This window comes from Burkholderia seminalis DSM 23518, assembly GCF_902832885.1.
In the GTDB taxonomy this organism is placed as follows: Bacteria; Pseudomonadota; Gammaproteobacteria; order Burkholderiales; family Burkholderiaceae; genus Burkholderia; species Burkholderia seminalis.
In genome coordinates this window covers 70,644-93,535 of sequence record NZ_CADFDK010000005.1, presented here as the reverse complement: position 1 = coordinate 93,535, position 22,892 = coordinate 70,644, and the positions used below count along the sequence as shown (strand labels likewise).

At 68.8% G+C, this 22,892-nt stretch carries 24 protein-coding genes and 1 pseudogene; 10 read left to right on the top strand and 15 right to left on the bottom strand.

The annotated features are described in order from the left end of the window. Positions 1 to 24 precede the first annotated feature (24 nt). Complete coding sequence (locus HWX00_RS17465) at positions 25 to 780, bottom strand: DeoR/GlpR family DNA-binding transcription regulator (protein ID WP_175027365.1); 756 nt, start codon at positions 778 to 780, stop codon at positions 25 to 27. An 81-nt stretch (positions 781 to 861) separates the two neighbouring features. Between HWX00_RS17465 and HWX00_RS17460 the strand changes: the two genes are divergently transcribed. From HWX00_RS17460 to HWX00_RS17450, 3 genes are all read left to right on the top strand, one after another. After that, positions 862 to 1,461 carry an NUDIX domain-containing protein gene (locus HWX00_RS17460; protein WP_175027366.1) on the top strand — a complete coding sequence of 200 codons (600 nt, stop codon included), beginning with the start codon at positions 862 to 864 and terminating at the stop codon, positions 1,459 to 1,461. Beyond that, complete coding sequence (locus HWX00_RS17455) at positions 1,458 to 1,838, top strand: TIR domain-containing protein (RefSeq protein ID WP_059557169.1); 381 nt, start codon at positions 1,458 to 1,460, stop codon at positions 1,836 to 1,838. Before HWX00_RS17460 ends, HWX00_RS17455 begins: the two co-directional genes overlap by 4 nt. A gap of 183 nt (positions 1,839 to 2,021) precedes the next feature. Then, entirely contained in the window at positions 2,022 to 2,882 is an 861-nt protein-coding gene (locus HWX00_RS17450; RefSeq protein ID WP_049031360.1) for an SIR2 family NAD-dependent protein deacylase, read from the top strand. A 37-nt stretch (positions 2,883 to 2,919) separates the two neighbouring features. Here HWX00_RS17450 and HWX00_RS17445 read toward each other — a convergent pair whose 3' ends face one another. Then, positions 2,920 to 4,131 (bottom strand): S53 family peptidase, encoded by a 1,212-nt coding sequence (locus HWX00_RS17445; RefSeq protein WP_175027367.1) that lies wholly within the window; start codon positions 4,129 to 4,131, stop codon positions 2,920 to 2,922. 409 nt (positions 4,132 to 4,540) lie between these two features. Between HWX00_RS17445 and crcB the strand changes: the two genes are divergently transcribed. Beyond that, positions 4,541 to 4,927 carry a fluoride efflux transporter CrcB gene (crcB, locus tag HWX00_RS17440; protein WP_034187322.1) on the top strand — a complete coding sequence of 129 codons (387 nt, stop codon included), beginning with the start codon at positions 4,541 to 4,543 and terminating at the stop codon, positions 4,925 to 4,927. Between the two features lie 23 nt (positions 4,928 to 4,950). Further along, positions 4,951 to 5,301 (top strand): DUF190 domain-containing protein, encoded by a 351-nt coding sequence (locus HWX00_RS17435; protein WP_034187323.1) that lies wholly within the window; start codon positions 4,951 to 4,953, stop codon positions 5,299 to 5,301. 12 nt (positions 5,302 to 5,313) lie between these two features. On the opposite strand, the gene HWX00_RS17430 is transcribed toward HWX00_RS17435, so the two are convergent. Beyond that, positions 5,314 to 5,877: a YggT family protein gene (locus HWX00_RS17430; RefSeq protein WP_006488584.1), complete on the bottom strand. Its 564-nt coding sequence runs from the start codon at positions 5,875 to 5,877 to the stop codon at positions 5,314 to 5,316. A 75-nt stretch (positions 5,878 to 5,952) separates the two neighbouring features. Then, positions 5,953 to 6,881 (bottom strand): annotated as a pseudogene (locus tag HWX00_RS17425) (Rossmann-like and DUF2520 domain-containing protein). 515 nt (positions 6,882 to 7,396) lie between these two features. Here HWX00_RS17425 and HWX00_RS17420 point away from each other — a divergent pair. Further along, on the top strand, positions 7,397 to 7,693 hold the full coding sequence (locus HWX00_RS17420; RefSeq protein WP_006488565.1) for a hypothetical protein: 297 nt from the start codon (positions 7,397 to 7,399) through the stop codon (positions 7,691 to 7,693). A 117-nt stretch (positions 7,694 to 7,810) separates the two neighbouring features. Here HWX00_RS17420 and HWX00_RS17415 read toward each other — a convergent pair whose 3' ends face one another. Then, positions 7,811 to 8,479 carry a LysE family translocator gene (locus HWX00_RS17415; protein WP_059557164.1) on the bottom strand — a complete coding sequence of 223 codons (669 nt, stop codon included), beginning with the start codon at positions 8,477 to 8,479 and terminating at the stop codon, positions 7,811 to 7,813. A gap of 58 nt (positions 8,480 to 8,537) precedes the next feature. Further along, the gene (locus HWX00_RS17410; protein ID WP_034187326.1) at positions 8,538 to 10,094 is read right to left on the bottom strand and encodes a UbiD family decarboxylase; all 1,557 of its coding nucleotides are present in this window, start codon (positions 10,092 to 10,094) and stop codon (positions 8,538 to 8,540) included. 597 nt (positions 10,095 to 10,691) lie between these two features. Between HWX00_RS17410 and HWX00_RS17405 the strand changes: the two genes are divergently transcribed. After that, entirely contained in the window at positions 10,692 to 11,816 is a 1,125-nt protein-coding gene (locus tag HWX00_RS17405; RefSeq protein WP_034187327.1) for a lytic transglycosylase domain-containing protein, read from the top strand. A 107-nt stretch (positions 11,817 to 11,923) separates the two neighbouring features. Here the strand turns inward: HWX00_RS17405 and HWX00_RS17400 are convergent, their stop codons facing one another. The 5 genes from HWX00_RS17400 to HWX00_RS17380 all read right to left on the bottom strand — a co-directional run bounded on the left by HWX00_RS17400 (position 11,924) and on the right by HWX00_RS17380 (position 16,047). Beyond that, complete coding sequence (locus tag HWX00_RS17400; RefSeq protein WP_059557162.1) at positions 11,924 to 13,120, bottom strand: pyridoxal phosphate-dependent aminotransferase; 1,197 nt, start codon at positions 13,118 to 13,120, stop codon at positions 11,924 to 11,926. Positions 13,121 to 13,190: 70 nt separating this feature from the next. Then, a complete protein-coding gene (gene nusB / locus HWX00_RS17395; protein WP_034187329.1) occupies positions 13,191 to 13,628 on the bottom strand; it encodes a transcription antitermination factor NusB in 438 nt (145 codons plus the stop codon). Then, positions 13,625 to 14,140 (bottom strand): 6,7-dimethyl-8-ribityllumazine synthase, encoded by a 516-nt coding sequence (gene ribH / locus HWX00_RS17390; protein WP_006476661.1) that lies wholly within the window; start codon positions 14,138 to 14,140, stop codon positions 13,625 to 13,627. Before ribH ends, nusB begins: the two co-directional genes overlap by 4 nt. Positions 14,141 to 14,193: 53 nt before the next feature. Then, positions 14,194 to 15,336: a bifunctional 3,4-dihydroxy-2-butanone-4-phosphate synthase/GTP cyclohydrolase II gene (gene ribBA / locus HWX00_RS17385; protein WP_034187330.1), complete on the bottom strand. Its 1,143-nt coding sequence runs from the start codon at positions 15,334 to 15,336 to the stop codon at positions 14,194 to 14,196. Positions 15,337 to 15,528: 192 nt separating this feature from the next. Further along, positions 15,529 to 16,047 carry a DUF1993 domain-containing protein gene (locus HWX00_RS17380; RefSeq protein WP_034187331.1) on the bottom strand — a complete coding sequence of 173 codons (519 nt, stop codon included), beginning with the start codon at positions 16,045 to 16,047 and terminating at the stop codon, positions 15,529 to 15,531. Positions 16,048 to 16,319: 272 nt separating this feature from the next. On the opposite strand from HWX00_RS17380, the gene HWX00_RS17375 reads away from it, so the two are divergent. Further along, positions 16,320 to 16,922, top strand: coding sequence for an O-methyltransferase (locus HWX00_RS17375; RefSeq protein ID WP_175027368.1), 603 nt, complete (start codon positions 16,320 to 16,322; stop codon positions 16,920 to 16,922). Then, positions 16,919 to 17,602 carry a GntR family transcriptional regulator gene (locus HWX00_RS17370; RefSeq protein ID WP_124607799.1) on the top strand — a complete coding sequence of 228 codons (684 nt, stop codon included), beginning with the start codon at positions 16,919 to 16,921 and terminating at the stop codon, positions 17,600 to 17,602. The genes HWX00_RS17375 and HWX00_RS17370 overlap by 4 nt, the downstream gene beginning before the upstream one ends. Before the next feature lie 110 nt (positions 17,603 to 17,712). On the opposite strand, the gene HWX00_RS17365 is transcribed toward HWX00_RS17370, so the two are convergent. From HWX00_RS17365 to HWX00_RS17350, 4 genes are all read right to left on the bottom strand, one after another. Next, entirely contained in the window at positions 17,713 to 18,342 is a 630-nt protein-coding gene (locus HWX00_RS17365; RefSeq protein WP_034187333.1) for a riboflavin synthase, read from the bottom strand. Between the two features lie 14 nt (positions 18,343 to 18,356). Next, complete coding sequence (ribD, locus tag HWX00_RS17360; protein ID WP_175027369.1) at positions 18,357 to 19,478, bottom strand: bifunctional diaminohydroxyphosphoribosylaminopyrimidine deaminase/5-amino-6-(5-phosphoribosylamino)uracil reductase RibD; 1,122 nt, start codon at positions 19,476 to 19,478, stop codon at positions 18,357 to 18,359. Positions 19,479 to 19,493: 15 nt separating this feature from the next. Then, positions 19,494 to 20,777 (bottom strand): glutamate-1-semialdehyde 2,1-aminomutase, encoded by a 1,284-nt coding sequence (gene hemL / locus HWX00_RS17355; protein ID WP_034187335.1) that lies wholly within the window; start codon positions 20,775 to 20,777, stop codon positions 19,494 to 19,496. 184 nt (positions 20,778 to 20,961) lie between these two features. Further along, entirely contained in the window at positions 20,962 to 21,414 is a 453-nt protein-coding gene (locus HWX00_RS17350; RefSeq protein ID WP_049034495.1) for a hypothetical protein, read from the bottom strand. A gap of 202 nt (positions 21,415 to 21,616) precedes the next feature. Here HWX00_RS17350 and HWX00_RS17345 point away from each other — a divergent pair, with 202 nt between their 5' ends. Next, on the top strand, positions 21,617 to 22,834 hold the full coding sequence (locus HWX00_RS17345) for a Bcr/CflA family multidrug efflux MFS transporter (RefSeq protein ID WP_175027370.1): 1,218 nt from the start codon (positions 21,617 to 21,619) through the stop codon (positions 22,832 to 22,834). The last annotated feature ends 58 nt before the right edge of the window (positions 22,835 to 22,892 follow it).

Sequence of the window (22,892 nt, the reverse complement as noted above, 5' to 3'; positions counted from 1 at the left end):
CGGCATCCGCAACGATCCGACGCGCTACGCGCGCACGACCGTCACGCCAGCCGCCTCGATCGGTTTCGTCAGCGCGGTGTCGGTTTCTTGCTCGACGACGACCGTCTGCGCCAGCGTGATCTCGCCGATCACGAACTGCGACGCCGCGCGCAATTTCGACTGCGACGCGAGCACGACGGTCTCGGCCGCGCGTTCCGCCAGCGCGCGCTTGATCGCCGCTTCCTCGAAATCGCCGGTGCTCAGCCCCGCGACCGGATGAACGCCCGTGACGCCCATGAAGTACAGGTCCGCGTGGATGCGTGCGATGCCTTCCATCGCCGCCGCGCCGACCGCGACGATCGAATGCTTGTAGAGCCGCCCGCCGATCAGGATCACGTCGATCGACGGATGCGCGGCCAGCGCGACCGCGACGCTCGGGCTGTGCGTGACGATCGTCGCGCGCAGGTCGGCCGGCAACTGGCCGACGAGCAGCGCGGAGGTCGTGCCGCCGTCGATGATCGCGACCTGGCCGGGCGCGATCATCTCCGCGGCCCGCCGCGCGATGCGCCGCTTTTCCGCCGTCTCGAGCGCCTCGCGCTGCGCGAACGGCGCGACGGCCGGCGACGCCGGCAGCGCGCCGCCATGCACGCGCTGCAGCAGGCCTTCGGCCGCGAGCTCGCGCAGGTCGCGGCGCACCGTGTCTTCGGACACGCCGAATTGCGCGCTCAGCTCGACGGCCAGCACCTGGCCGTCGCGCGCGAGCGCATCGAGGATCGCCTTCTTGCGTTGGGTCGTCAGCATCGTGGTTGCACGAAAATTCTTGAAATTGCACGAAACTGCACGTTACCATGGGCGCTGTCTTTTGTCGAACGGGAGGCTGCAATGGCTGCAACGCATGACCGGGTGCGCATCGTCGATACGACGGTGCTGTCCGATGACTGGTATGTGCTCAGGAAGGTGACCTTCGATTTCCGGCGCCGCGACGGAACGTGGCAGCGCCTGAGCCGCGAGACCTACGATCGCGGCAACGGCGCGACGATCCTGCTGCGCCATGCCGGCACGGGCGACGTGCTGCTGACGCGGCAGTTCCGGATGCCGGCGTTCGTGAGGGGCCACGACGGCATGCTGCTCGAAGCGGCGGCCGGCCTGCTCGACGACGAAACACCCGAAGCACGCATCCGCGCGGAGGCCGAGGAGGAGACCGGCTATCGCGTGCGCGGCGTGCGCAAGGTGTTCGAGGCGTTCATGAGCCCCGGCTCCGTGACGGAGAAGCTGCATTTCTTCGTCGGCGAATACGATGCGTCGCTGCGCACCGGCGACGGCGGCGGCGTCGCGGAGGAGGGCGAGGATCTCGAAGTCGTCGAGATGCCGCTGCAGGCGGCGCTGGACGCGGTCGAGCGCGGCGAGATCGTCGACGCGAAGACGATCATGCTGCTGCAGTACGTCGCGCTGCGGGAAACCGCCGGCGCGCGCGCCGCATGACGCCGCGGCTCGTGCTGGTCGCCGGCCCCTACCGCAGCGGCACCGACGGCGACCCCGCGCGCATCGCCGCGAACCTGCACCGGCTGGAGACGGCGGCGCTCGCCGTGTATCGCCGCGGGCATGTGCCGATGATCGGCGAGTGGGTATCGCTGCCGCTCGCGGTCGCGGCCGGGTCGCGGCAGGTCGGCGACGCGATCAGCGAGACGTTCCTGTATCCGGCCGCGCACCGGCTGTTGCGACGTTGCGATGCGGTGCTGCGGATCGACGGCGCATCGCGCGGAGCGGACATGGATGTCGGCCTTGCACGGCAGCTCGGCAAGCCGGTCTATTTCTCGGCCGACGCGATTCCGGTCGCGCAGGACGATTCGGATCGCTAAGCGGGCAGCGCGGCGCCGGGCCGACGGTTCGCGGGCGGCCTCGCCGTAGCGGCTGCTGTCCGCATGGGGGCGGCCGGACGAGCGTGGCATCGCGCCGCTGTATCGCGCTGGCGTCGCGACGCTCGAACGGGCGTATGATCGCGTCGCCACCCGCGCAACGTTCGACGTTACCGCCTCCCCATCATGCCGTTCTCCGATTCCGTTGATTCCGCCGCCGCGCAACTGCCCGCCGATCTCGTCGCCGCCGCCGTCGATGCGCTCGCACGCGCCGACGCGTTGCTCGTGACGGCCGGCGCGGGTATCGGCGTCGATTCGGGGCTGCCCGATTTTCGTGGCACGGACGGCTTCTGGCGCGCGTATCCGGCGCTGCGTCACGCGCGTCTCGAATTCCACGAGATTGCGTCGCCGCACGCATTTCGCGCGCGTGCGCCGCTCGCGTGGGGATTCTACGGGCACCGTCTCGCGCTCTATCGCGCGACGGTGCCGCATGCGGGCTTCGCGATCCTGCGCCGCTGGATCGATGCGATGCCGAACGGCGGCTTCGTGCTGACGAGCAACGTCGACGGCCAGTTCCAGAAAGCCGGCTTCGATCCGGCGCGCATCGTCGAGATTCACGGGTCGATTCACGCGATGCAGTGCCTGCGGCCGTGCACGGACGATACGTGGGAGGCGGCGCCGTTCGTGCCGGATGTCGACGAGGCCACGTGCCGCCTGATCGGCGACATGCCGGGCTGTCCGCATTGCGGCGGCCTCGCGCGGCCGAACATCCTGATGTTCGGCGATACCGGCTGGCTCGGTGCGCGCTACGACGCGCAGGAACGCGCGCTGGAAGACTGGATCGCGCAGGCCGGGCGCGTCGCCGTGGTCGAGATCGGCGCGGGCACCGCGATTCCGACCGTGCGGCTGCTGAGCGAACGGCTCGGTGCGGACGTGATCCGCATCAACGCGCGCGAAGCGCAGGCGCGCCGTTCCGACGTGATCGGGCTGGAAGGCGGTGCGCTTGCGACGTTGACCACGCTCGATCGCGCGTGGCGCGGCGGCTGAGCACCTCGCCACGGGCCGAGCGGCGCCGATCGCGCCGTTACGGCCGGGCGACGAGCGCCTGCACGAGGGCCGGCGCGACGGGCGAACCGAGGCCGGTGACGTAGTCGTAGCCGCCGGCCGCGCTGCAGACGCTGCCGCAAGTGCCGTTGGACCCGGTCGTCACGTCGTGAAAGGCGCTGCCGTACGCGTTCTTGCCGACCGCATAAAGCGCATCGTAGGTGCCGCTCAACGACCGCTTGCCGGCCGCCGCACGCAGCGAATTCGCGATCGCGACGAGCGCCGACCATTGCGGTGCGCCCGCGCTCGTGCCGCCGACCTGGAACCAGCCGGCCTGCCCCTGATAGGCGACCGAGTCGTACACCGCGAAGCCGCTGGACGGATTCGCGTCGTAGCTGACGTCGGGCACGCCGCGCTTGCCGGCCACCGGAATCGGCCATGCCGTCTGGCCGGCCGGCTCGGCCTCGGTGGTGCTCACGCCGCCGCCGCTGCCGCTCCACGCCGCTTCGCCGACGTAGTTGCCGGCGCTGTCGGACGACAGCGTCGTGCCGCCGACCGACACCACGTACGGCGACGCGGCCGGGTATTCGGTCCCGGTGCCGCTGTCGCCGGACGACGCGACGAACGTGACGCCCGCGACGCTGAAGTGGCCGTCGAAGCCGGTCTCGCTGCTGAACTCGTTGCCGCCGAAACTCATCGATACGACCGACGCTCCGCGCTTGACGGCCACGTCGACCGCGGCCAGGAGGTCGCTGAAGCTGGCCGACGCGGCCTCGACGAGCATGATCTTCGCCTTCGGCGCGATCGCATGCACCCATTCGACGTCGAGCGAGATCTCGAGCGCCCAGCCCGAATCGGTCTTCGGCCGTGCGCCATGCGCGTACACCTTGGTGAAACAGCCGTTCGACGACGTGCAGGCCGGCAGCGAGAACGCGTTGCTGAACACGCCGAGGTCCGACTCGATCTTCGGATCGTCGTATGCGTCGACGATCGCGACGACCATCCCGTCGCCCTGGTTCGCGATCGAGTCGAACCCGTATGCGTGCCGCGTGAGCGCGGGCGTGAGGCCCGCGATCGTGGCCGTGCTCGCGCGCTGCTTCGTGTGGAACGGCGGCCGCGCGAATCCTTTCGGCGCGCGGTTGCCTTCGACGTAGGACTGCGGCCCGTTGCCGTCGGCGAGCACGCCGCCCGATGCGAGCAGCGACGCGCACAGCGCCGGAATCAACATGGATGACAGGCGGATCTTGTTCATTTCTCGAGTCTCCATGTCGATGGAGTGGCGTGGCGAAACAATTTTACGAAATCGACGGAATCAATTGAATCGAATATCGGCCGGATGCGGGAATGCCTGATGAGGGTAAATCCGTGGAATGCCCGTATAAGCAGACATTTGCCGGGTCGACGGGGGAAATGAATTGTCTTTTTGTCTTTTAAAAATCCGATAAATAATCATCGTATTAAAACGAATTTGTCATGACGGATTGAATTGTTCGGAAATATCGATTACGTCGCGCTGGCGAAAATAACGGAAGGCCTCGAACAGCCGCGACACGATCGGGCGCGTACCGGCCCGCCTGCCGGCATTGCCGCCGTCGCGCGATTCCGCATACAGTTCAGCGTGGGCCGTGTCCGCCGCGCGGCGTCGTCAGTGAGGAGTGGCCTTGTTCTATTCGATCGTCGCGATCTTCGTCGGCGCCGGGCTCGGCGCGCTGCTGCGCTGGTTCCTGAGCCTCGCGCTCAACGCACTCTTTCCGGCCGTGCCGCTCGGCACGCTCGCGTCGAACCTGATCGGCGGCTACGTGATCGGCGTGGCCGCCGTCGTGTTCACGGCGCGCGTCGGGCTGCCGCCCGAGTGGCGGCTGTTCGTGATCACGGGTTTCCTCGGCGGCCTCACGACGTTCTCGACCTATTCGGTCGAAGTGATGACGCATGCGCTCGAGGGCGAATTCGGATGGGCATTGGCGGTGGCTGCCCTACACTTGACTGGATCGTTCGCGCTGACGGCGCTCGGCATGTGGACCGCGCGCGCGTGGCTTGCGGCGGCCTGAGCCGGCCGCCATCGGAGGGTGCGATGGACCGCGTCTTCTTGCGCTTTTACGTGCACGAGCAGCACCGGCTGCACTGGAAACCGCTGTGGGAATGGCTGCTGGAGGAGGCGAACCGGATGGGCGTCGCGGGCGGGTCCGCGTTTCGCGCGATGGCCGGCTTCGGCCAGCATCGCGTGCTGCACGAGGACCGCTTCTTCGAACTGCAAGGTTCGCTCGCGATCGAGGTCGAATTCATCGTCACCGAGGACGAGGCGCAGCGGTTGCTCGAGCGGCTGTCGCACGAGAAAGTACGCGTGTGCTACGCGATGATGCCGGCGCGCTTCGGCGTGATCGACACGCTCGGCGCACCGCCGGCGCAGGGGCCGGCGGCGTAGGGTGGCGTCGACTCAGATACCGAACATCGTCAGCGACACGGCGGCGCGCGTGACGATCATCAGCAGCACCTGCACGATCACGAACAACAGGATCGGCGACAGGTCGATGCCGCCGAGGTTCGGGATCACGCGGCGCAGCGGGTTCAGGAACGGCGCGGTGAGCTGGTAGAGGATCGGCATCGCCGGCGAGCGCGGGTTGAGCCACGACAGCAGCGCCATCAGGATCGTCATCCAGATCACGAGATTGAGCGCCCACTTCACGACGGTGAGCAGCGCGACCACGACGAGCGTCGCGATCACCGCGGCCGGATCGAAGCCGGCCATCACGACCATCAGCACGACGTAGACGAGCGCGGTGAGCAGCGCGGCGACGACGCTGGCCCAGTCGATGCCGCGCACGCCGGCGATCACGCGGCGCAGCGGCAGTACGAGCCAGTTGGTCGCCTGCAGCACGGCCTGCGTGACGGGGTTGTACGGCGGCACGCGGACGGCCTGCATCCAGACGCGCAGGATCAGCGCGGCGCCGAACAGCGTGAAGACGGTATTGAGCAGAAAACGGGCGATCTCGCCGAACATCGTTGGCATCCTTTTTATACAGTCAGTAGCGTGCGGCCGCCAACGCCGGTTGGCGGCGCATCGGCCGACACCTTATCACGCCTCGTCGCGCGACGGGGAGGGGGCGCGGCCGTGCGCGCGAGCGACGTTTCGACGGCTTCGGCCAGCGCCGGCAGCGACGCCGGCGGGGCGGCACGCTTCGCCGCGAGCGCGACCGCGCGGCGCGTCAGCAGCGCATACAGCGCCGCGTGATCGCCGCCGCGCGCCTCGAGCAGCGCGAGCTGGCGTTCGACGATACCCGTATCGCCGCGCGACACCGGGCCGGCCAGCGCGTTGGCGAGCCCCTTGTCGCGGGCGGTCTCGATCGTGCCGGCGAGCATCGGCAGCAGCGCGCGCAGCGCGGCATCCTCGTCGAAGCCGAGGCCGCGCCACAGCTCGACCGCTTCCGACAGCCCGCACAGCGCGAAGCTCGCCGCGTAGTGCGCGGCCGCGTGGTAGAGCATCCGGCCGCCGGCCGGAATCGACAGCGGATGGCAGCCGAGTGCGGCAGCAAGCCGCAGCAGCGTCGCATGCAGCGCGCCGTCGGCTTCGATCGTGACCGAGCAGCCGTCGATGCGCGCGAGGTCGGCATCGGTGCCGCCGAACAGGTAGAGCGGATGAAAGCCGCCGGTGGCCACGCCTTGCTGCTTCGCCGGATCGAGCAGCGCAACCGCCGACGCGCCGCTGCAGTGGACGACTGCCTGGCCGGCGGCGCGCGACGCGTCGAAGCGCAGCGCCGCGGCGGTCGGTGCGAGATGGTCGTCGGGCACCGTCACGAAGATCAGGTCGGCGGCATCGGCAACCTGCTGCGGCGTATCGACTGCCCGGCACCCGTCGATGCGCGCGGCGAGGTCGGCCGCCGACGCGGGCGTGCGGCTCGCGATCGCGACGACGGGGAAGCCGGCTTGCGCGAAGCGCTGCGCGACGCAGCGCGCGAGGCGGCCGGCACCGATGAAGCCGAGGCGGGGGATGTCGGGAAGCGGCATGGCGGCGGACGTAAGCAAAAACGAAGCAACCGCCAGTATCGCAGGAATGTCGGTGGCGCTGCGCAAGGGCGGCTGCCGTGCCATGGCAGGTATTCATGACCGGTGTGCGGCCCGGTCTCCCTGCGTACCGATGCCCGGCGTCACGGCCGAATGACGACCGGAGAATCCGACCCCGAAACATGGCGCGTGCCCGCGTCGCTTGAAATGTCGGCATCTTGTCTCAAATTTGTAATCGTTCATTACGTGCGTGTACCCGCTGCGCGTGCCGTATCCGGTAAGACTGACCGGCCCGTGTGTCGCGACCCGAGTTGTCGGACGGAATCGCGCGTTCCGCAAGGGTCGCCGCCCGCTCAGGACGCCATGCCGCAGGGCATCTCCCGCTGCGTGCAATTGCAATTTGCAACAAATGCGCGATACGCGAGGGGCGGGTTTTCGCTACATTGCTTCCATGCGACGTGCATGCCCGCCGTTGCCGACAGGAGCGCACAAAATACCGCTCCAGCAGGAGAATCGAAGTGAAAAAGCTCATTCCGTTCATCGCCGCCGCCGCGCTGGGCCTGGGTGCCGCAAGCGCCGCGCAGGCCCACGTGTCGATCGGGGTCGGCATCGGTATCCCGGTCGCGCCTGCGTACCCCGTTTATGCACCGCCGCCGCCCGTGTACTACGCGCCGCCGCCTCCGCCCGTCTATTACGCGCCTGCACCGGCCTACTATGCGCCGCCGCCCGCCGTGGTCGTCGGCGGCTACTACGGTCGCCCGTACTGGCGTCACGGGTACGGCGGCTGGGGCCACCACGGCTACTGGCGTCGCTGATTCGTCCCGCGCGGCCTGACCGCGCGTGGCAAAACGGCGCAGCGTCCCGCCAGGGGCGCTGCGCCGTTTTTCTTTGCGGCGGCCGCTTGACGGGCGGCCCGTGCGGGCCGTCGTCGCCTACACCGCGTGCACGATCAGGTCGCGGTAGCCGCCGACGATCACGCTGTACGAGAAATACGCGAACAGCAGCGCCGACGCGATATGGCACGCGCGCATCAGCCCGGCGCCCGCGCGCTTGCGGCCCTGGCTCGCGAGCGTGCACATGAAGAGCGTCCACGCGAGGCCGCCGAGGAAGAAGCCCGACAGGAACACCGACGCGGTGGCCGGCGTGGTCGCGCCGGCCTTTGCGATCAGTGCGCCGCCGACCGCCGCGAACCACAGGATCGCGCTCGGCGACGACATCGCGAGCAGCATCCCGCGCAGGAAGCTGCGCCGCGCGCTCGCCCGCGGCTGCGGGGCGTCGTCCGCGTCGTCGTCGGCCGCACTGGCCGGCGCCAGTGCTTCGCGCGCCATCTTCCACGTGAGAAACAGCAGGATCGCGCCGCCACCGATCCACACGATCCAGCGCACGGGCTCGAACTGCAGCAGCACGGCCATTCCCGCGAGCGCGAGCGCCGCATAGACGAGATCGCCGACGCACGAGCCGAGGCCGAGCCAGAAACCCGGCCGGAAGCCGTGCGACAGCGTCAGCGACAGCATCGCGACGTTCACGAGGCCGATGTCGAGACAGAGCGACAGCGACAGGAAGAAACCGTCGGACAGCATGGAGGCGGGTGGAAAACTCATCTTCGTCGTTCTTGTGGCGATGGCGAGGCACGGGCCGGCGCGCGCCGGCCGCATGGCGTCAGAGGCCGATCTCCTGCCAGAGCCGGTCGACGCGCGCCTTCACGGCCGCGTCCATCTCGATCGGGCGGCCCCATTCGCGATTCGTCTCGCCGGGCCACTTGTTGGTCGCGTCGAGCCCCATCTTCGAGCCGAGACCGGCCACCGGCGACGCGAAGTCGAGATAGTCGATCGGCGTGCTGTCGACCATCACCGTGTCGCGCACGGGGTCGACGCGCGTCGTGATCGCCCAGATCACTTCCTTCCAGTCGCGGATGTTCACGTCCTCGTCGACGACCACGATGAACTTCGTATACATGAACTGCCGCAGGAAGCTCCACACGCCGAACATCACGCGCTTCGCGTGGCCCGCGTAGCTCTTCTTCATCTGGACGATGGCCATCCGGTAGCTGCAGCCTTCGGGCGGCAGGTAGAAGTCGGTGATCTCGGAGAACTGCTTCTGCAGCAGCGGCACGAACACTTCGTTGAGCGCGACGCCGAGCACGGCGGGCTCGTCGGGCGGCTTGCCCGTGTAGGTCGAGTGGTAGATCGCGTCGCGGCGCATCGTGATGCGCTCGACGGTGAACACCGGGAACCACTCCTGCTCGTTGTAATAGCCGGTGTGATCGCCGTACGGGCCTTCGAGCGCGTGCTCGTACGCGGCCGACGCGTTGCCGGCCGGGCGCGGCGGTGCGCCGGCAGGCGCGGGCGCAGGGGCGCCTTCCTGCGGATGGATGAAGCCTTCGAGCACGATTTCCGCGCGCGCGGGCACCTGCAGCGTGTCGACGCCGGGCGTCAGGCACTTCGCGAGCTCCGTGCGGCTGCCGCGCAGCAGGCCGGCGAACTGGTACTCGGACAGCGAATCGGGCACGGGCGTCACCGCGCCGAGCGTCGTGGCCGGATCGGCGCCGAGCACGACCGCGACCGGGTACGGCTTGCCGGGGTTCCGCAGCGCGAACTCGCGGAAGTCGAGTGCGCCGCCGCGATGGGCGAGCCAGCGCATGATCAGCTTGTTGCGGCCGATCAGCTGCTGGCGGTAGATGCCGAGATTCTGGCGCGACTTGTTCGGCCCGCGCGTGACCGTCAGGCCCCACGTGACGAGCGGCCCCGCATCGCCGGGCCAGCAGGTCTGGATCGGCAGCTTGTTCAGGTCGACGTCGTTGCCTTCCCAGACGATCTCCTGGCACGGCGGCGACGATACCGACTTCGGCGCCATGTCCCACACGGCCTTCGCGAGCGACAGCAGCTTGCCGGCATCCTTCAGGCTCTTCGGCGGATCGGGTTCCTTCAGCGCGGAGAGCAGGCGCCCGAGATCGCGCAGCGAATCGAGCGCGGCGTCGTCGCCCGCATCGACGCCCATCCCGAGCGCGACGCGGCGCGGCGTGCCGAACAGGTTGCCGAGCACGGGAAACGCATGGCCGGTCGGTGCGTTGAACAGCAGCGCCGGGCCGCCGGCGCGCAGCACGCGGTCGCACAGCTCGGTCATTTCGAGTACGGGCGACACGGGTTGCGTGACGCGCCGCAGTTCGCCGAGCGCCTCGAGGCGCTGGATGAAATCGCGTAAGTCTTTGTATTTCATGAAGAAGGTCCGGGCCGCCCGCATGACGGGCGGCGATGGGCGGGCGCAGCGGCCGGCTGCGGCCCCGAATCGACCGACGATTTTACCCCGCGCCGCCGCGCGGCCGCCCGGCAGAGAAAAAAGTCGATCGCGCGCAAACCCCCTACGGCACGGGATTTGCGATCTGAAGGCCCGTCTCAAATTACTTTTTGTTATAGATTTGAGTTTTTATAGTGTTGACGATCTATAAAACCCTGCTAGAATCCGCTCACATTGGCTGCAGGGTAAAAGGCTTCGAGCCGCCAATCACCGATCTTTGACGCAGCGCGTCACCGTCCGCCGAATCCTGCACGGCGTATCCGACGGCCTTAGTCGTAGTCCCAGCCAGCGCTACCAGACGCTGGTTTTTTGCGTGGGTGCCACCGCGTATGCCCGCCTCGCCCATTGTGCGAAGGTGCCGGCCCTCTTACACCGTGGCCTCGAACGGTACTTATACCGTTTCCCCGATGCCTGCACGTCCCAACCAAGGCGTGCGGCGTCGTGATTCCGCGGCGCGTTTTCTGTCTCGCCATCGAGCTGAGCGAGCCGCACGAGTCATGTTCATGGGAGATGATCTGAATGAACGCTTGGTTATCGTGGCGTCCCAATGAGCAGCATGCGCAGATCGTGCGCAACATGCTGCGTCGCGGGACGCGTGTCAGTCACCATCTATTCAGCGTTGTCGGCTGTTTCGCTGTCGCGGTTGCGCTTGCACTGTGGCTGCTGCCAACCGTCCGCGGCACGCTCGCCGCGAAGCTGATGCCGGTCGTATCCGCGGCCGTGCAGGCCGGGCCCGCCCGTTTGCTGTCCGGCCATCCGCTGCCGAACTTCGCGCCTGCCGGCGCGCAGCCGCAGCAGGAAGATGCGCCTGAAGCGGACGCGCTCGCGGTCGGCCTCGACGTCGCACCGGAAGCCGCCGCACCGGGCGCCCAGGCCGATGCATCCGATCCGGCCCGCAACGGCCCGTCGCCGGTCGCGCTGGCCAAGCTGATTCCCGCCCAGCGGGTTGCTGCCGATGCGCGCGACGATCGTGCGCTGGCGTCGAACCGCGAACAGGCGCTCGTCGCGACCTACCTGTCGCGCCGTTACCGCGTCGCGCAGGAGCCGCTCGGCCAGCTCGTCAAGGCGGCGTTCCAGACCGGCCGCGACGTCGGCCTCGATCCGCTGCTGCTGCTGTCCGTGATGGCGATCGAGTCGGGCTTCAACCCGTATGCCGAAAGCGGCGTCGGCGCGAAGGGCCTGATGCAGGTCATGTCGAAGGTCCATTCCGACAAGTTCGAATATTTCGGCGGCACCGATACGGCGCTGCAGCCGCTCGCGAACCTGCAGGTCGGCGCGCTCGTGCTGAAGGACTGCATCGCACGCGGCGGCTCGCTCGCGAACGGCTTGCGCATGTACAACGGTTCGACGAACCCCGACGACAACGGCTACGGTTCGAAGGTGATGGCCGAGCGCGGCCGCCTGCGCGACGTCGCGCGCGGCCGCAGCGTGCCGATCAATGCACCGCAGGCACCGGCCCAGCCGGCGAAGCCGATCGTCACGGCCGCCGTGACGGCGGCGGCAGGCGGCGCAAAGCGCGTGCACGCGACGCTCGACAGCGCGACGTCGGTGAAGGCCGCGCCGAAGGAAGCGTCGCCGCAGGACGACGCGAGCGTCGACACCGCGAAGCAGTCGCACGGCGATCATTCGGAGCTCGGCGCGTAACGTCACGCGTTTCGCGCGGTTCCGGCCGGCAGGCCATGAAAAAGGCACCCGATCCGGGTGCCTTTTCTTTTTGCGGCGGGGGAAACGCCCGTGTGCGGGCCGCGGCGTCAGTGCTGTCCGAACAGCGTCGCGAGCCGGTCGACCGCCTCTTCGAGCCGCGGGTAGGCCGTCGCATACGACAGGCGGATATAGTCGCGCGGCGCATGGACGCCGAAGTCCATGCCGGGAACCAGCACGACGCCGGCGTCGTGCAGCATCGCCTGCGTGAGTGCGGCGCTGTCGCCGGCTGCCGGATGGGCGACGCCGCCGCAATGCGCATACACGTAGAACGCACCGTCGGGCATCACGGGGACCGTGAAGCCGAGCCTTTCGAGCGCCGGCACGATGAAATCGCGGCGGCGCTTGAATTCGAGGCGGCGCGCTTCATAAAGGTCGAGCGTGGCCGGTTCGAAGCACGCGAGCGCTGCATGCTGCGCGAGCGCGGACGGGCAGATGAACAGGTTCTGCGACAGCTTCTCGAAGGTGCCGACCAGTGCGGGCGGCACGACGAGCCAGCCGAGCCGCCAGCCCGTCATGCTGAAATACTTCGAGAAGCTGTTCACGGTGATCACGTCGTCGCCGAACGACAGTGCCGACACGGGCGCCGCGTCGTAGCTGAGCCCCTGGTAGATCTCGTCGACGATCGTGAAACCGCCGCGGGCGCGCACGGCCTCGACGATCCGCTTCAGTTCGTCCGGTTCGAGCGACGTGCCGGTCGGGTTCGACGGCGACGCGAGCAGCACACCGCGGGTGCGGTCGCCCCAGCGCGTGCGGACATCGTTCTCGGTGAGCTGGAAGCGCGCGTCCGGGCCGCTCGGCACGAGCACCGCGCGGCCTTCGGCCGCCGCGACGAAATGCCGGTTGCAGGGATACGACGGGTCGGGCATCAGCACTTCGTCGTCACGGCCCACGAGTGCGAGGCACGCGAGCAGCAGCGCGGCCGATGCGCCGGCCGTCACGACGATCCGCTCCGGGCTGATCGCGAGGCCGTACGCGCGCGCATAGTGGGCGGCGATCGCCTCGCGCAGCGGCGCAATGCCGAGCGCGCTCGTGTACTGCGTGACCCCGCGGCGCAGCGCGGCCGCGGCCGCTTCGACGACGGGCTCCGGCGCGGTGAAATCGGGCTCGCCGATGCCCATGTGGATAACATCGCGTCCAAGGGACTCGAGCCGCTGTGCCTCCTTCATCAGTTCCATCACATGGAAGGGCTGGATCGCGTCGACGCGTGCGGCGAGCGTGACGAGCGAATCGGCGGTGGTATTCATCGGCGGGCAGGGCGGAGGGGAGAAAGAATGAAAAACGGGCGCTTGCGCGCCCGTGAACAGACCAACGGTGTCAGCCGTTGCGGCGTGCCTGCGTTTCTGCAGGGCGCAGCTTCGCGGCGAGCTTGTCGAGCACGCCGTTCACGTACTTGTAGCCGTCGGAGCCGCCGAACGTCTTCGCGAGTTCGACCGCTTCGTTGATGATCACGCGGTACGGTGTTTCGACGTGGTGCGTGAGCTCGAACGTCGCGATCAGCAGCACCGCGCGTTCGACCGGCGAAAGCTGGTCGATCGGACGGTCCAGCGACGGCGTCAGCGCGTCGACGAGCGTGGCGTGCTCGCGGATCACGCCGTGCAGGATCGCGTCGAGCAGCTCCTTGTCAGCCTTGTCGTAACCGAGCGCGCCGCGCAGTTGCGCGTCGATCTCGCCGGAGGACGCGTTCGACAGCAGCCACTGGTAGAGGCCTTGCGTCGCCAGCTCGCGCGATTGTCGGCGGGCGCTCTTCTTCATGCGCGCTCCTCTTCGTCGTCTTCGTCTTCCTCTTCGTCCTCGTCGTCGCCGAGCTGGTCGAGGGCCATCGTCAGGTTGGCCATCTCGACGGCGACGCGTGCGGCGTCACGACCCTTTTCGGTCATGCGCGCGACGGCCTGCTCGTCGTTTTCGGTCGTCAGGACCGCGTTCGCGATCGGCAGGTTGAAGTCGAGGCCGATGCGGGTGATGCCCGCGCCGCTCTCGTTCGACACGAGTTCGAAGTGGTAGGTCTCGCCGCGGATCACCGCGCCGAGCGCGATCAGCGCGTCGAACTGGCCGCTTTCGGCGAGCTTCTGCAGCGCGAGCGGGATTTCCAGCGCGCCGGGCACCGACACGAGCAGCACGTCTTCACCGGTGACGCCGAGGCGTTCCAGTTCCTCGACGCATGCGTCGGCGAGGCCGTTGCACACCGGCTCGTTGAAGCGCGATTGCACGATGCCGATACGCAGGCCGTCGCCTTCGAGATTCGGTTGGTATTGTCCGATTTCCATGATCTTGTCCGTGGTGTGGATGAACGGTTATAGGGCGAAAGCGCCGTGGCGGGTTACGCGTTGGACGCCGGGCAGGACTTGGCTTCGCCGCCGGGCATCGGAATGAAGCCCGTGACTTCGAGGCCGTAGCCGGACATGCTGCCCAGCTTGCGCGGATTCGACAGCACCTGCATCTTGCCGACGCCGACATCGCGCAGGATCTGCGCGCCGATGCCGAACGTCTTGAAATCGACCGGCCGGCGCTTGAGCGCGGCCGCCTTTTCTTCCTCGTCGAACGCCTTGAAGACGTCGATCAGGTGTTCCTTGGTGTCGCCGCAGTTGAGCAGCACGATCACGCCGAGGTCGCGTTCCGCGATGTCGCGCATGGCGGCGTCGAGCGTCCACGAGTGCGTCGACACGCCCGTCTCGAGCAGGTCGAGCACCGACAGCGGCTCGTGCACGCGCACCGGCGTATCGACGTCGGGCGACGGCGTGCCGCGCACCAGCGCGATGTGCGGCGAGCCGCTCGGCTGGTCGCGGTACAGCACCGTGCGGAACGTGCCGTGCGCGGTCTGCATCGTGCGCTCGGCGATCCGCTCGATGATCGATTCCGTGCGGCTGCGGTACTGGATCAGGTCGGCGATCGTGCCGATCTTCAGGTTGTGTTCCTTCGCGAACTCGATCAGGTCCGGCAGGCGCGCCATCGTGCCGTCGTCCTTGATGATCTCGCAGATCACCGCGGCCGGCGTGAGGCCCGCGAGCGCGGTGAAGTCGCAGCCGGCCTCGGTGTGGCCCGCACGCACGAGCACGCCGCCCGGCTGCGCCATGATCGGGAATACGTGGCCCGGCTGCACGATGTGCTCGGGGCGCACGTCGTGCGCGACCGCCGTGGCGATCGTGTGCGCACGGTCGGCGGCCGAGATGCCGGTCGTCACGCCTTCGGCCGCTTCGATGCTGACCGTGAACGCGGTGCCGTACTGCGTGCCGTTGCGGTAGGTCATCAGCGGCAGGTGCAGCTGCTTGCAGCGTTCCTGCGTCAACGTCAGACAAACCAGGCCACGGCCGTACCTGGCCATGAAGTTGATCGCTTCCGGCGTGACGAATTCGGCGGCGATCACGAGGTCGCCCTCGTTTTCGCGGTCTTCTTCGTCGACCAGGATCACCATCCGGCCGGCTTTCAGCTCGGCGATGATGTCGAGCGTGGAGGCGAGCGTCATAAGGGGGCGAGAAAGAGGAAAGTGCGTATTTTACGCCAGCCGGACGGCGTTTCGGCTGGCATGGGCCGCGCGCGTCGGGCAAGGGCCCCGGAACGTGTCGCGGGCGGCCTGTGCGGCGGGCCCGGCGGGCCGCCGCGCGTGACCGGCGCGCGGGTGCGGACGGTGGCGGGCCGGGCGGATCCCGGCCGCGCGTCACGCGTGCTGGTCGCGTCCGCCGAGGTAGTCGAGCTTGCCGAGCTCGACGCCGCTGTGGCGCAGGATGTCGTAGGCGGTCGTCACGTGGAAGAAGAAATTGGGCAGCACGAAGCTCAGCAGGTACGACTGGCCGGTGAACTCGATCGGGCCGACGCGCATCTTCAGCACGATCTGGCGCGTCTCGCTGCCGTCGATCTGCGCGGCGTCGAAGCCTTTCAGGTAGTCGATCGTCTTCTGGATGCGCGCGTGCAGTTCGTCGAAGGTCTGCTCGACGTCGGGAAAGCTCGGGATCTCGGTGCCGGCGAGCCGTGCGGCGCAGCCCTTCGCCGTATCGGTCGCGATATAGACCTGGCGGACGAGCGGCAGCATGTCCGGGTAGAGGCGTGCGCCGGTGAACACCGACGGATCGATCTGCTTCTCGGCTGCGTGCGCCTGCGCCTTGCCGAGGATGTGCTGCAGGTTGGTCAGGCCGCGGATCAGGACGGGCAGCGAGGCCTGGTACATCGAGATGGACATGGGAACGACTCCTGTGGGAAGAGGGGCGGCCGGTGTGCGGCGCGTCGTGCGTGGCGGCGTTGAAACCGCTGTCGACGCATCTTAGCGCGACGGCACGGCCCGTGCGCGTCGTTGGCCATTCGGCCGGGAGTCCTCAAACCGAATGGCCGCCGGTCCCGCTGGCGCGGTTTCAGGCACGCCGGAATCGCGGCCCTCGCGGGTATCGCGCCGCGATCCGGAAATTGTCGTATCATGAAACACGAAACACGAAATATGAAGCAACGGAGACCTGCATGATCGAACTCGACAGTGCCGCGTCGGCCGTCCTTGCCCGGCTGGCGTCCTTCGGCCAGGAAAACGACGCGCGGATGGCCGACCGCAGCCGCAAGATGCTCAACCTCGAACTGCCTACGGCCGAGCTGCTGTACCTGCTCGTCACCGGCGCGCGGCGCCGGCGCATGCTCGAAATCGGCACGTCCAACGGCTACAGCGCGATCTGGCTCGCGCATGCGCTGCGCGAAACGGACGGGCAGCCGCTCGTCACCGTCGAGTGTTCGCCGGAGAAGGCCGGGCAGGCGAGGACCAACCTGCGCGCGGCGTCGCTGCAGGACTGGGCGCAGGTGATCGAAGGCGAGGCGACGCAGGTCTGCGCGGCCGTGACGGGCCCGTTCGATTGCGTATTCTTCGATGCCGACCGCGTGAGCGCGCCGCGTCAACTGGCGCACCTGTTGCCGAAGCTGACGGCCGATGCGCTGCTCGTCGCCGACAACGCACTGTCCCATCCGGATGAAATCGCCGCTTATCTCGCCGCGGTCGACGCGACGCGCGAGTTCGACACGACGATCGTGCCGGTCGGCAAGGGGCTCCACATCGCACGTCGCCGGCGGCCGGCATGACGCGCGCCGCACTCGAGCGCACGACCCTGGGGCGCGACGCCTACGGGGCGATCCGGGAGATGCTGGTCGACGAAGCGCGCTTCGCGGCGGGCGAGAAGATCAGCATCGAAGCGCTGTCGCGCGATCTCGGCATCAGCCGCTCGCCCGTGTGGGCGGCGGTCTCGCGTCTGGAGGCCGAGGGGCTGCTGCAGGTCGTGCCGCGCCAGGGTGTGTTCGTGATCGCGTTCGACCGCGCGCGGGTCGTGGCCATCTTCGAGGCGCGAGAAGCGCTCGAAGGCATGGCCGCGCGCCTGGCGGCGCAGCGCATGACACCCGACGAGCGCGCAGCGCTGGACGAAGCGCTGGTGCGGCAGGCCCGCGCGGTCGACCGCCGCGACGGCGGCGCATACCGCGTCGCCAACCTCGATTTCCACCACGGGCTGCTCGCCGCCGCGCGCAATACGACGATCGCGACGTCGCTCAGGGCGCTGTACGCGCAGGTGCAGACGATGTGTGCGGGCGGTGCGAGCCCGATGGACGACTGGGAGCGGCTGGGCGGGAACGTCGCCGAACACCGGCAGGTGTTCGACATGATCGCGAAGCGCGATGCGGATGGCGCCGAGCGCGCGGCACGGGCGCATGTCCGGCAACTGCTCGACACGATTCTGGTGCGGGCGGGCGGAGGCGGCGCGGATACGTGAGCGCCGGCGGAATGCCGGCGGATGAGGGCCGTGCAGGATGTCGAAAAACGGTGACTGCCGATATCCGGATGTCGGGCCGTCAGCCGCCGCTTCGACGGTGGCCGCTGCGATCAGTCCTGATGCGCGCCCTGCGACGATGACAGCATCCGCTCGACATAGCGCGCGATCATGTCGACTTCGAGGTTCACCTTGTCGCCGGCCTTCACATGGCGCAGCGTCGTGACCTCGACCGTATGCGGAATCAGGTTGATCGAGAACTCGCAGCCGTCCGCGCGATCGTCGATCGTGTTGACGGTCAGGCTCACGCCGTTGACCGTGATCGACCCCTTGTACGCGAGATAGCGGCCGAGCTCGCGCGGCGCGACGATGCGCAGTTCGTGCGATTCGCCGACCGGCGCGAAGCGCGACACGGTGCCGAGGCCGTCGACGTGGCCCGACACGATGTGCCCGCCGAGGCGGTCGTGCGCACGCAGCGCCTTCTCGAGGTTCACTTCGCCGGGCTGGGCGAGTCCGACCGTGCGGTTCAGGCTTTCGCGCGACACGTCGACGTCGAACGCGGTGTCGGTCTTCTCGATCACCGTCATGCAGGCACCCTGGATCGCGATGCTGTCGCCGAGCGCGACATCGGCGAGATCGAGCCCGCCGGCCTGCACGGTCAGGCGCACGCCGGCGTCGGCGGACGTGCCGAGCGGACGGATCGATTCGATGCGGCCGACGGCCGCGACAATTCCGGTGAACATCGTGACGGTTTCGTTCAGTGACGCGTGTCGGGCGGCGCGACACGCGCGAGGATCCGCAGGTCGTCGCCGATCCGCTCGACGCCGTGGAACGACAGTCGCGTGCGCGCATCGAGATGCGCCGGCGCGGCGAGGTCGAACATGCCGGCCGCGTCGGTGCCCAGCAGGCTCGGTGCGAGATAGACGAGCAATTCGTCGACGCACTGTTCGCGCAGCAGCGAGCCGTTCAGCTTGTGGCCGGCCTCGACATGCAATTCGTTGACGCCGCGCGCGCCGAGCGCCGCCAGCATCGCCGGCAGGTCGACCTTGCCGTGCGCGTTCGCGAGCGGCACGATTTCGGCGCCGCGCGACTTCAGCACGTTCGCGCGCATTTCGCCGCCGGCGTCGAGCCGTCCGCAGAAGATCAGCAGCGGGGCGCCCTCGAGCAGCCGCGCGTCGAGCGGCAGGTCGAGGCGGCTGTCCACGAGGATGCGTTGCGGCTGGCGCGGCGTGTCGATGCCGCGCACGGTCAGCAGCGGATTGTCCTCGCGCACGGTGCCGATGCCGGTCAGGATCGCGCAGGCGCGCGCACGCCAGGCGTGCCCGTCGAGGCGCGCGGCCTCGCCGGTGATCCACTGGCTTTCGCCGGACGGCAGCGCGGTGCGGCCGTCGAGCGACGCGGCGGCCTTCATCCGCACCCACGGGCGGCCGCGCGTCATCCGCGACACGAAACCGATGTTCAGCTCGCCGGCTTCATGCGCGAGCAATCCGCAGCGCACGTCGATGCCCGCGTCGCGCAGCATGCCGAGGCCGCGCCCCGACACCTGCGGGTTCGGGTCTTCCATCGCGGCGACGACCTTCGCGACGCGCGCCTCGATCAGCGCGTTCGCGCACGGCGGCGTGCGGCCGAAATGGCTGCACGGTTCGAGCGTCACGTAGACGGTCGAACCCGCGACGTCGTATCCGCGTGCGCGTGCATCCTTCAGCGCCTGCACTTCCGCGTGATCCTGGCCGGCCGGCTGCGTGAAGCCTTCGCCGATCACGTCGCCGTCCTTGACGATCACGCAGCCGACGCGCGGGTTCGGCGCCGTCGTATACATGCCGCGCGCGGCGAGCGCGAGCGCGCGCTGCATGTGGGCGAAATCGATATCCGAGAACATGCGCGCGGCCCCGGGTCAGGCAGCGAGTGCCGCGAACGCACGGCGCGCGGCCGCGAGCGTCGCGTCGATCACCGCGTCGTCGTGCGTGCTCGACACGAAGCCGGCCTCGTAGGCCGACGGCGCGAAGTACACGCCCTCGTCGAGCATCAGGTGGAAGAAGCGGTTGAAGCGCCCGGTGTCGCTCTTCGTGACTTCCGCGAAGCTCGTCGGCACGCGCTCCGCGAAGTAGAGGCCGAACATCGCGCCGATCGAGTCGGCCGCGAACGGCACGCCGGCCGCGCGCGCTTCCGCCGCGAGGCCGTCGGCGAGCCGCTTCGTCTGCGCAGTGAGCGCGTCGTAGAAGCCCGGCGCCTGGATCAGCTGCAGCGTCTTCAGGCCCGCGGCGACCGCGATCGGGTTGCCCGACAGCGTGCCGGCCTGGTAGACGCCGCCGAGCGGCGCGAGGTGAGCCATGATGTCGCGGCGGCCGCCGAACGCGGCGGCCGGCATCCCGCCGCCGATCACCTTGCCGAGGCAGGTGAGGTCGGCCGTGATCCCGTAGTACGCCTGCGCGCCGCCGAGCGCGACGCGGAAACCGCACATCACCTCGTCGAAGATCAGCACGGCGCCGTGCTTCGTGCACAGCGCGCGCAGCGCGGTCAGGAATTCGGGCGTGCCGCGCACCAGGTTCATGTTGCCCGCGACGGGCTCGACGATCACCGCGGCGATCTCGTCGCCGAACGCGCCGAAGGCTTCCTCGAGCGCGGCGACGTTGTTGTATTCGAGGACGGTCGTGTGCTTCGCGATGTCGGCGGGCACGCCGGCCGACGTCGGGTTGCCGAACGTCAGCAGGCCCGAGCCGGCCTTGACCAGCAGGCTGTCCGCGTGGCCGTGGTAGCAGCCCTCGAACTTGACGATGCGGCTGCGGCCCGTGAAGCCGCGTGCGAGACGCAGCGCGCTCATCGTGGCCTCGGTGCCGCTCGACACCATCCGCACCTGCTCGATCGACGGCACGAGCTTGCAGATTTCCTCGGCGATCTCGATCTCGGCTTCGGTCGGCGCGCCGAACGAGAAGCCGTCGGCGAGCACGTTCTGCACGGCCGACAGCACTTCCGGATGGACGTGGCCGACGATCATCGGGCCCCACGAGCCGATGTAGTCGATGTACTGCTTGCCGTCGGCATCCCAGAAATACGGGCCTTGCGCGCGCGCGACGAAGCGCGGCGTGCCGCCGACCGAACGGAAGGCGCGCACCGGCGAGTTGACGCCGCCGGGAATGGTCTTCTGGGCGCGTTCGAAGAGGATCTGATTGTTGGACATGAGCGAAACCTGCGAGAGAAGGGCGCGGGGGCTGTGCACGGGCCGCGGCGCCTGGGCGGAACGATCGTCTGATTGTACCGGAGACGCGCGCGGCAGGCCCGCCGGCGCTTGTGCGGCCTTTCGGCGCGCGGGGGCCGGCCTGGGCCGGAAACGGGGGCCCGATTCGTTCCGGCACCCGCCCCGGCTAGCGCGGCGGCTTGCGCTTGCCGGTCAGTTCGGCCCAGCGTTTCTCGAGCGGACCTTCGACCATCGGCTTGATCGACGTGCCGGACGACTGCGCGTCCCAGGTCTGCACCGAATACGGGTGGACGCGCAGCGCGTCGCGCGCGATCACGACGTCCTGGTGTGCATCGACCAGCCAGTCGTAGACGAAGTCGATGCACAGCCGGTAGCCGCGCTTCGTCGACGAATCGGGCACCTCGTACGGCGCGCGCGTCACGTAGCCGGAGCCGAACACGCCCTTCGGCTCCTTCGCGACGCGGTGCAGGAACACGCGGTCGCCCGGCAGGATGCCGCGTGCGAAGCCGCAGCCCCACACATCATGCACGGCCTCGCCGGCCTTCACGCGCGCGGCGACGTCGGGCAGCTCGGGCCACGGCCATTTCTTGGGGCTCCAGATCAGCAGGAAAGCGGTCATCGGTTCGGTCGGGCATTCAAATGATCGGACGAGAGCGGCAAGCTTAATCGAATCCGCTTGCGCGCCCGCCATCGTACGCGGCCGGAGGCGCGCAAAAAAGTTGCGCGTACAATCATGGGCCTGAACGCGCCATCCGTGGCGCGGCCTCCCGTCTTCACCGCCACGCGCGCCGCGATGCGCGCGGGCTCCATTCCGGATACCCATGTCTCACGTCGTCCGGCGCCGGCCCGATGCCCGGCTGATCCTGTTGCTCGGTGCGCTCGCCGCCTGCGGTCCGATCGCCACCGACATGTACCTGCCGAGCCTGCCGTCGATCGCCGACGGCTTTTCCGTCAGCGCCGGCGCCGCGCAGCGCACGCTGACGAGCTTCATGGCCGGCTTCTCGGTCGGCATGCTGCTGTACGGTCCGCTGTCCGATACGTGGGGGCGCCGTCCCGTGCTGCTCGGCGGCATCGCGCTGTTCACGCTCGCGAGCATCGGCTGTTTCGTGTCGGGCTCGATCGACATGCTGATCGTCGTGCGCTTCCTGCAGGCGCTCGGTGCCGGCGCCGCGTCGGTGCTCGCGCGGGCGATCGCCCGCGATGCGCACGAGCCGAGCGATGCGGCGAAGGTGCTGTCGATGGTCGCGATCGTCACCGCGGTCGGGCCGCTGCTCGCGCCGCTGATCGGCGGCCAGATCCTGCGTTTTTCCGGCTGGCGCGGCGTGTTCGTGGTGCTGGCCGTGTTCGGCGCGGTATGCGCGGCGACCGCCTACCTGCGCGTGCCCGAAACCTGGCCGAAGGAGCGGCGCAAGAGCACGGCCGTGCTCGCGTCGTTCGCGTCGTACGGGCGCATCCTGTCCGACCCGGTCGCGTGGGGGCACATGCTGTGCGGCGGGATGGCGTTCGCGGCGATGTTCTCGTACATTACCGCGACGCCGTTCGTGTACATCGAGTATTTCCACGTATCGCCGCAACACTACGGGCTGCTGTTCGGCCTGAACGTCGTCGGGATCATGATCGGCAACTTCGCGAACACGCGCCTCGTCGGCCGCATCGGCTCGCTGCGCATCATCGCGGCCGCGTCGCTGGTGAGCGCCGTCGCGTCGCTCGCGGTCGCGCTCGTCGCGCTGACCGGGTGGGGCGGGCTGTGGTCGATCGTCGTGTGCCTGTTCTTCGTGGTCGGCGTGGTCGGGATCCTGTCCGCGAACTGCACGACCGACCTGATGCACCGCTATCCGCACAACGCGGGCGCGTCGGCGGCGGTGTTCGGCGCGATGCAGCTCGCGCTCGGCGCGCTCGCGAGCGTCGCGATCGGCGCACTCGCGGACGGCACGCCGTTCGCGATGGGCATGACGATCGGCGTGTCGGGCGTGCTGTGCTTCGTCGGGCGTTATCTGGTGCTGCGCTGGCACGGTCGGCCGGTGAAGGCGGGTGCCTGAACCGCTAGCCGGGCCGCGGAATGAAAAACGCCACCGCGCGCGATGCGCCGGTGGCGTT

Bases quoted from the DNA above. Each gene is read 5' to 3' on its own strand.
- HWX00_RS17345 (WP_175027370.1), top strand. From the start codon at position 21,617: ATGTCTCACGTCGTCCGGCGCCGGCCCGATGCCCGGCTGATCCTGTTG.
- HWX00_RS17430 (WP_006488584.1), bottom strand. From the start codon at position 5,877: ATGTTCGGCGAGATCGCCCGTTTTCTGCTCAATACCGTCTTCACGCTG.
- HWX00_RS17465 (WP_175027365.1), bottom strand. From the start codon at position 780: ATGCTGACGACCCAACGCAAGAAGGCGATCCTCGATGCGCTCGCGCGC.
- HWX00_RS17445 (WP_175027367.1), bottom strand. From the start codon at position 4,131: ATGAACAAGATCCGCCTGTCATCCATGTTGATTCCGGCGCTGTGCGCG.
- HWX00_RS17410 (WP_034187326.1), bottom strand. From the start codon at position 10,094: ATGAAATACAAAGACTTACGCGATTTCATCCAGCGCCTCGAGGCGCTC.
- HWX00_RS17350 (WP_049034495.1), bottom strand. From the start codon at position 21,414: ATGACCGCTTTCCTGCTGATCTGGAGCCCCAAGAAATGGCCGTGGCCC.
- ribH (WP_006476661.1), bottom strand. From the start codon at position 14,140: ATGGAAATCGGACAATACCAACCGAATCTCGAAGGCGACGGCCTGCGT.
- ribBA (WP_034187330.1), bottom strand. From the start codon at position 15,336: ATGACGCTCGCCTCCACGCTCGACATCATCGCCGAGCTGAAAGCCGGC.
- hemL (WP_034187335.1), bottom strand. From the start codon at position 20,777: ATGTCCAACAATCAGATCCTCTTCGAACGCGCCCAGAAGACCATTCCC.
- HWX00_RS17365 (WP_034187333.1), bottom strand. From the start codon at position 18,342: ATGTTCACCGGAATTGTCGCGGCCGTCGGCCGCATCGAATCGATCCGT.
- HWX00_RS17460 (WP_175027366.1), top strand. From the start codon at position 862: ATGGCTGCAACGCATGACCGGGTGCGCATCGTCGATACGACGGTGCTG.
- HWX00_RS17370 (WP_124607799.1), top strand. From the start codon at position 16,919: ATGACGCGCGCCGCACTCGAGCGCACGACCCTGGGGCGCGACGCCTAC.
- HWX00_RS17450 (WP_049031360.1), top strand. From the start codon at position 2,022: ATGCCGTTCTCCGATTCCGTTGATTCCGCCGCCGCGCAACTGCCCGCC.
- HWX00_RS17380 (WP_034187331.1), bottom strand. From the start codon at position 16,047: ATGTCCATCTCGATGTACCAGGCCTCGCTGCCCGTCCTGATCCGCGGC.
- HWX00_RS17455 (WP_059557169.1), top strand. From the start codon at position 1,458: ATGACGCCGCGGCTCGTGCTGGTCGCCGGCCCCTACCGCAGCGGCACC.
- HWX00_RS17405 (WP_034187327.1), top strand. From the start codon at position 10,692: ATGAACGCTTGGTTATCGTGGCGTCCCAATGAGCAGCATGCGCAGATC.
- HWX00_RS17435 (WP_034187323.1), top strand. From the start codon at position 4,951: ATGGACCGCGTCTTCTTGCGCTTTTACGTGCACGAGCAGCACCGGCTG.
- HWX00_RS17400 (WP_059557162.1), bottom strand. From the start codon at position 13,120: ATGAATACCACCGCCGATTCGCTCGTCACGCTCGCCGCACGCGTCGAC.
- HWX00_RS17415 (WP_059557164.1), bottom strand. From the start codon at position 8,479: ATGAGTTTTCCACCCGCCTCCATGCTGTCCGACGGTTTCTTCCTGTCG.
- ribD (WP_175027369.1), bottom strand. From the start codon at position 19,478: ATGTTCTCGGATATCGATTTCGCCCACATGCAGCGCGCGCTCGCGCTC.
- nusB (WP_034187329.1), bottom strand. From the start codon at position 13,628: ATGAAGAAGAGCGCCCGCCGACAATCGCGCGAGCTGGCGACGCAAGGC.
- HWX00_RS17375 (WP_175027368.1), top strand. From the start codon at position 16,320: ATGATCGAACTCGACAGTGCCGCGTCGGCCGTCCTTGCCCGGCTGGCG.